The following is a 5918-nucleotide window of genomic DNA, read 5'->3' as shown; positions in this document are numbered from 1 at the left end:
GGCCGGGGTGCTGCTGCAGCTTCTGCAAAGCCTTGGGCACCATGCTGTTGAGGAACATGCGGGTGTAGACCAGCCGGTTGAAGCCGCGCCCGATGCCGTGGCCGCCGGCCGCCAGGTCCAGCGGCGAGCAGACCGCCGCCACGGCCCGCACCACCGGCGCCGCCTGCGTCCCCATTTCCCCGGCCCAGCGCAGCAGTGCGTTGCCACCCAGCGACACACCGGCCGCCAGCAGGGGCCGCTGCGGGTGTTCGGCCGCCAGGCGGCGCAGCACCCAGTCGATCTCATGGAAATCGCCCGAGTGATAAGCGCGCGGCGCCAGGTTCAGCTCGCCGGAACAACCCCGAAAATGCGGCACCACAAAGGCCAGGCCCCGGGCGGCGGCAAAGTCGGCGAAGGCCTGCGCGTAGGCGCTGGCCGACGAGCCTTCGAGCCCGTGGAACAGCACCAGCAGCGGCGCGGCGGGCGCACTGCTGTGCTGCGCGATGTCAAGGTCGATGAAGTCGCTGTCGGGCGTGGTCCAGCGGCGGCGTTGCCAGGTGGGCGCCGGGCCGAAGTGGCGGCGGGCCGCCAGCGCCGCCCACAGGGTCTGCACATTGCCACCCGGCAGCCACCAGGGCGCGCGGTAGTCCCAGGGGGTTTGCATGCGTTCGTTACGGTCGTCGGGGTTCAATGCAGCAGGGTGGGGGTGGTGAGTGCTTCGGCCGGCTCGCTGGCTGCGCCCGGGCTGGCGTGGTGCGCCACCATGCGCCAGCCTTGCGCGGTCTTGGCGTAGACGTTGGTGGCCACCACCCAGGCGCTGCCGGGGCCGTCGTGCCCCATCACCTCGATGCGTTCGACCACGCTGTGCACGCTGCAGCCGCCGGCGTCGAGGCGGCGCACCTTTTCCGGCACGGCCTTGACGCTGCCGTTGGCGAACAGGGTTTCAAAGGCGGCGCGCACCGCCGCGTGGCCCAGCAGGCGCGGACCACCGGGGTGCACGCAGACGATGTCGTCCTCGTCGGCCCAGCAGGCCATCAGGCGGTCGATGTCGGCGTGCTGCAGCGCTTCGTAGAACGCGTGTTCGGTGTCGTCCGGCGAGCCCGGGGGCAGTTTGGGTTTGCGCATGGCGTGGGGGGAGTTGGGGGTTCAGGCGGCATTGTCTCGCGGGACGCTGCGGCCGCGCTCAGGGCCTGATCGGGCCACCCGGGCGCGCACTATGATAGGTCTTTGCCCCCGGAGGACCCCATGAACAACCGTGCCTTGCTGACCGCCGCGCTGCTGTCCGCCACCCTGCTGACCACCGGCTGCGGCTACAACGACTTCCAGCGCCTGGACGAAGAAAGCAAGTCGGCCTGGTCCGAGGTGCTCAACCAGTACCAGCGCCGCGCGGACCTGATCCCGAACATCGTCGCCACCGTCAAGGGCGAGGCGAACTTCGAGCAGGAGACGCTGACCAAGGTGGTGGAGGCACGCTCCAAGGCCACATCGATCCAGATGACACCGGAGATGGTCAACGACCCGGCGGCGATGCAGAAATTTCAGGCCGCCCAGGGCGAGGTGGGCAGTGCCCTGAGCCGGCTGATGGTGGTGGTCGAGCAGTACCCCAACCTCAAGGCCAACCAGGGCTTTTCCGACCTTCGCGTGCAGCTCGAAGGCACCGAGAACCGCATCACCGTGGCGCGCAACCGCTACATCCAGAGCGTGCAGTCGTCCAACGTGCTCACCCGCAGTTTCCCGAGCAACCTGACCGCGATGGTGTTCAGCTACGCGCCCAAGGCCAACTTCACCGTGCAGAACGAGGCCGCCATCTCGGCACCGCCGGCGGTGGACTTCGAGAAGAAATGACGCCTCTGGCGGGCGCACACCCGGTGCGCACCCTGCTGGTGTGGCTGGCCCTGGTGCTCGCGCCCTGGCTGGCCTGGGGCCAGGGCGTGCTGCCGGTGCCCGAGCTGCGCGCACGCGTGATGGACCAGACCGGCACGCTGGACGCCGCGGCGCTGGCCGCGATCGAAGAACGCCTGGCCCTTTTCGAGCAGGAACGCGGCGCCCAGGTGGTGGTGCTGATCGTGCCGTCCACGGCACCGGAGGACATCGCCGACTACACCCAGCGCGTGGGCGATGCCTGGAAGATCGGCCGCCAGGACGTGGGTGACGGCCTGCTGTTCGTGGTCGCCAAGAACGACCGGCGCATGCGCATCGCACCGGCCAAGTCGCTGGAAGGCGCCATCCCCGACCTGATGGCCCAGCGCATCCTCGACCAGGTCGTGGCGCCCGCCTTCCGCCAGGGCGACTACGCGGGCGGCATCCGTGCGGGGGTCGAACAGATCCTGGCGCTGATCGCGGGCGAGGCGCTGCCCGCGCCCACCCAGCGCGACGCGTCATCGAACGGCTACGAGCCCATGGACTTGCTGATCTTCGGCGCCTTCGCGGTGCCCATCCTCTCAGGCGTGTTGCGCGGCATCTTCGGCAACAATCTCGGCGCGCTGCTCACCGGGGGCGCCGCGGGCGGCATCGCCTGGATGATCACCTCGGTGGTCTGGATCGGTCTGGGTGCGGGCCTGCTGGCCCTGCTGGTCGCGCTGTTCATGCAGCACCTGCCCACGGCACCGGTGCGGTCTGGCCGTCGTGGCTGGGACGGGCCCGGGCATGGTGGCTTTGGCGGCGGGGGCTTCGGTGGCGGCGTCGGTGGTTTTCGCTCGGGTGGCGGGGGCAACTTTGGGGGCGGCGGCGCCTCGGGGGGCTGGTGATGCACCTGCACCGCATCCAGCGGCTGTGGCGGCACCTGTGGCTGGACCTCGCCGACACGCGGCGCGCCGTGCCCGACACCATGGCCGAGCGCCTGGCCCGGCGGGTGACCGCCAGCGAACGCCGCCACACGGGCGAAGTGCGCATCTGCGTCGAATCCGCACTGCCGCCGTCTCAGGTCTGGCGGGCACACTGCGGCGACGACGTGCGACGGCTGGGGCGCGAGCGCGCCTTCGACTGGTTCGCGCGGCTGCGCATCTGGGACACCGAACAGAACAACGGCGTGCTGATCTACCTGCTGCTGGCCGAGCAGGCGATCGAAATCGTGGCCGACCGCGGGCTGGCCCGAGTGGTGGACGCTGCGCAATGGCAGGCGGTGGTGGAACGGCTGGGGCAGCGCCTGCGCGAAGGGGCGTTCGAGGACGGCCTGACCCAGGCACTGGAAGAGGTGTCGGCACTGCTGGTGGCCCATTTCCCGGCCGACGCCGACACCGTCAACCCGGACGAACTGCCCGACGCCGTGGTGCGCGCATGATACCGCAGGCCCCCCTGGCAACCGCTACCCAGCTCAGCTGGAACGCTTGTCACCCAGTCGGGTGCGGTTGTTCATCACCACCTGCAGCTCCTCGTGCATGGCCTTGTTCATCTGCGCAAAGGTGCGCAGCTTGCGGGTGGTGTCGCGCAGGCGTTGCGCCATGCGGGTGGAGATGGTCAGCAGCAGCCGCGCGCCCACGCGCGGTTCGTCCCTGAGCAGGCGCATGAGCGCGGTGCGCGTGAGCACCGCGACCACGACGTCGGTGGTGGCGGTGCAGGTGGCCGATCGCGGCGAGCCATCGAGCAGGCCCATCTCGCCGATCAGATGGCCTGGGCCGATCACGTTGACCACCATGCTCTCGTTCAGACCGGGCAGCTCGTTCTCGACCGCGATGTCGCCTTCGAGCACCAGCATCATGTAGTCGGTCTTGCGGATCTCGCCTTCCTCGATGAACACCGAGCCCGCCGGGATGACCTGCGGGCGCATGTAACTCACCACCTTCATCGCGTCGGCGAGCGTGAGATCGTCCAGCGCGGTGGGCGTGACCAGCATGCGCGCCGCGACCTCTTCCGGCGCCAGGTCCGGGTTCTCAAACATCGATGAAGCGTGCGGGTCCGACATGCCAAAGGTTCCTGCGGACATCATCCCAGCCGCGCGCGCGCAGCGCCAGCGGCGGGACAAAAAAAGACCGGCTCGGGGCCGGTCTGGGCGGGCAAAACGCACACGGCGTCTTACTTTTTCTGGCGGAACTTGCGCAGGGCCGCGATCTGGGCGGCCATCACCGCCAGCTCCGACGTGGCCTTGGCCAGGTCGATGTCGCTCTTGGCGTTCTTGACCGCTTCTTCCGCCGACTTGCGGGCGTCGTTGGCCTTGGCTTCGTCGAGGTCGTGACCGCGGATGGCGGTGTCCGACAGCACGGTCACGCAGTTCGGCTGCACTTCCAGAATGCCACCGGCCACAAACACGAACTCTTCGCCGCCGTCGGCTTTTTCGATGCGCACGGCACCGGGCTTGATGCGGGTGATCAGGGGGATGTGACCGGGCAGGATGCCCAGCTCGCCCGCTTCACCCGGCAGGGCCACGAACTTGGCCTCGCCGGAGAAGATGGACTCTTCGGCGCTGACCACATCGACGTGGATGGTGCTCATAGTTGCTCCTGTGAAAAGGTGAAAGAGGATTCAGCGGTGCGGGGCCGACCAGTCAGCCCCGGTCACGCCTAGGCGACTTTCTTGGCCTTTTCGAAGGCTTCGTCGATGGTGCCGACCATGTAGAAGGCCTGCTCGGGCAGGTGGTCGCACTCGCCGGCGGTGATCATCTTGAAACCGCGGATGGTTTCCGACAGCGGCACGTACTTGCCGGGCGAACCGGTGAACACTTCAGCGACGTGGAACGGCTGCGACAGGAAACGCTGGATCTTGCGGGCGCGGGCCACGGCCAGCTTGTCTTCCGGTGCCAGTTCGTCCATGCCCAGGATGGCGATGATGTCGCGCAGTTCCTTGTAGCGCTGCAGCGTGCCTTGCACGGCGCGGGCGGTTTCGTAGTGGTCCTGGCCCACCACCAGCGGATCCAGCTGGCGGCTGGTGGAGTCAAGCGGGTCCACGGCGGGGTAGATACCCAGCGCAGCGATGTCACGGGACAGCACCACGGTGGAGTCCAAGTGGGCGAAGGTGGTGGCGGGCGACGGGTCGGTCAAGTCATCGGCCGGCACGTAAACGGCCTGGATGGAGGTGATCGAGCCAACCTTGGTCGAGGTGATGCGTTCCTGCAGACGACCCATTTCTTCGGCCAGCGTCGGCTGGTAGCCCACGGCGGACGGCATGCGGCCCAGCAGAGCGGACACTTCGGTACCGGCCAGGGTGTAGCGGTAGATGTTGTCCACGAAGAACAGCACGTCACGGCCTTCGTCACGGAAGGACTCGGCGATGGTCAGACCGGTCAGGGCCACGCGCAGACGGTTGCCCGGGGGCTCGTTCATCTGGCCGTAGACCATGGCCACTTTCGACTCGGGCAGGTTCTCCAGGTTCACGACGCCGGAATCGGCCATCTCGTGATAGAAGTCGTTGCCTTCACGGGTACGTTCGCCCACACCAGCGAACACCGACAGACCGCTGTGGGCCTTGGCGATGTTGTTGATGAGTTCCATCATGTTCACGGTCTTGCCCACACCGGCGCCACCGAACAGACCCACCTTGCCGCCCTTGGCGAACGGGCACACCAGGTCGATCACCTTGATGCCGGTTTCCAGCAGCTCTTGCGAAGGCGACAGTTCGTCGTAGGCCGGGGCCTTGCGGTGGATGGGAGCGGTCAGGGTCTGGTCGACCGGGCCACGCTCGTCGATGGGCGTGCCCAGCACGTCCATGATGCGGCCCAGCGTGGCCGTGCCCACGGGCACCGTGATGGCGGCGCCGGTGTTGTAGACGGAGGAGCCGCGGCGCAGGCCGTCGGAGGAGCCCAGCGCAATCGTGCGCACCACGCCGTCGCCCAGCTGCTGCTGGACTTCCAGCGTCAGGGCAGAGCCCTCCATTTTCAGGGCGTCGTAAACGCGCGGCATCTGGTCACGCGGAAATTCCACGTCCACGACGGCGCCGATGCACTGAACAATCTTGCCTTGAGCGTGAGCCATGATTGAATCCTTTTTCCGTTTTCTTGAATACTCGTT

Annotated in this window: 8 protein-coding genes; 3 read left to right on the top strand and 5 right to left on the bottom strand. The window is 67.9% G+C overall.

What is annotated here, in order from left to right:
* The coding region (locus tag ACR2JA_RS16630) for a YheT family hydrolase (protein WP_434010190.1) at window positions 1–643 on the bottom strand (643 nt) is incomplete at its 3' end.
* Window positions 644–666: 23 nt separating this feature from the next.
* The gene (locus tag ACR2JA_RS16625) at window positions 667–1104 is read right to left on the bottom strand and encodes a YybH family protein (protein ID WP_434010189.1); all 438 of its coding nucleotides are present in this window, start codon (window positions 1102–1104) and stop codon (window positions 667–669) included.
* Window positions 1105–1224: 120 nt separating this feature from the next.
* On the opposite strand from ACR2JA_RS16625, the gene ACR2JA_RS16620 reads away from it, so the two are divergent.
* The 3 genes from ACR2JA_RS16620 to ACR2JA_RS16610 are packed head-to-tail and all read left to right on the top strand — an operon-like array spanning window position 1225 to window position 3259.
* On the top strand, window positions 1225–1824 hold the full coding sequence (locus tag ACR2JA_RS16620) for a LemA family protein (protein WP_434010188.1): 600 nt from the start codon (window positions 1225–1227) through the stop codon (window positions 1822–1824).
* Window positions 1821–2726 carry a TPM domain-containing protein gene (locus ACR2JA_RS16615; RefSeq protein WP_434010187.1) on the top strand — a complete coding sequence of 302 codons (906 nt, stop codon included), beginning with the start codon at window positions 1821–1823 and terminating at the stop codon, window positions 2724–2726. Before ACR2JA_RS16620 ends, ACR2JA_RS16615 begins: the two co-directional genes overlap by 4 nt.
* Window positions 2726–3259, top strand: coding sequence for a TPM domain-containing protein (locus ACR2JA_RS16610; protein ID WP_434010185.1), 534 nt, complete (start codon window positions 2726–2728; stop codon window positions 3257–3259). Before ACR2JA_RS16615 ends, ACR2JA_RS16610 begins: the two co-directional genes overlap by 1 nt.
* A gap of 33 nt (window positions 3260–3292) precedes the next feature.
* Here the strand turns inward: ACR2JA_RS16610 and ACR2JA_RS16605 are convergent, their stop codons facing one another.
* The 3 genes from ACR2JA_RS16605 to atpD form a co-directional block, all read right to left on the bottom strand.
* Window positions 3293–3856 carry a cyclic nucleotide-binding domain-containing protein gene (locus ACR2JA_RS16605; protein ID WP_434010183.1) on the bottom strand — a complete coding sequence of 188 codons (564 nt, stop codon included), beginning with the start codon at window positions 3854–3856 and terminating at the stop codon, window positions 3293–3295.
* Window positions 3857–3990: 134 nt separating this feature from the next.
* Complete coding sequence (locus ACR2JA_RS16600) at window positions 3991–4407, bottom strand: F0F1 ATP synthase subunit epsilon (protein WP_434010182.1); 417 nt, start codon at window positions 4405–4407, stop codon at window positions 3991–3993.
* A 68-nt stretch (window positions 4408–4475) separates the two neighbouring features.
* Window positions 4476–5882 carry a F0F1 ATP synthase subunit beta gene (gene atpD, locus ACR2JA_RS16595; protein ID WP_434010181.1) on the bottom strand — a complete coding sequence of 469 codons (1407 nt, stop codon included), beginning with the start codon at window positions 5880–5882 and terminating at the stop codon, window positions 4476–4478.
* Between the last annotated feature and the right edge of the window lie 36 nt (window positions 5883–5918).

It is taken from the genome of Hydrogenophaga sp. (assembly GCF_051007235.1).
In the GTDB taxonomy this organism is placed as follows: Bacteria; Pseudomonadota; Gammaproteobacteria; order Burkholderiales; family Burkholderiaceae_C; genus Hydrogenophaga.
Note: the sequence above shows the minus strand (reverse complement) of the source record. Positions and strands in the feature narration are given on the sequence as shown.

Coding starts and splice junctions, on each gene's coding strand:
- ACR2JA_RS16605 (WP_434010183.1), bottom strand. CDS start 3,856: ATGTTTGAGAACCCGGACCTGGCGCCGGAAGAGGTCGCGGCGCGCATG.
- atpD (WP_434010181.1), bottom strand. CDS start 5,882: ATGGCTCACGCTCAAGGCAAGATTGTTCAGTGCATCGGCGCCGTCGTG.
- ACR2JA_RS16615 (WP_434010187.1), top strand. CDS start 1,821: ATGACGCCTCTGGCGGGCGCACACCCGGTGCGCACCCTGCTGGTGTGG.
- ACR2JA_RS16620 (WP_434010188.1), top strand. CDS start 1,225: ATGAACAACCGTGCCTTGCTGACCGCCGCGCTGCTGTCCGCCACCCTG.
- ACR2JA_RS16600 (WP_434010182.1), bottom strand. CDS start 4,407: ATGAGCACCATCCACGTCGATGTGGTCAGCGCCGAAGAGTCCATCTTC.
- ACR2JA_RS16610 (WP_434010185.1), top strand. CDS start 2,726: ATGCACCTGCACCGCATCCAGCGGCTGTGGCGGCACCTGTGGCTGGAC.
- ACR2JA_RS16625 (WP_434010189.1), bottom strand. CDS start 1,104: ATGCGCAAACCCAAACTGCCCCCGGGCTCGCCGGACGACACCGAACAC.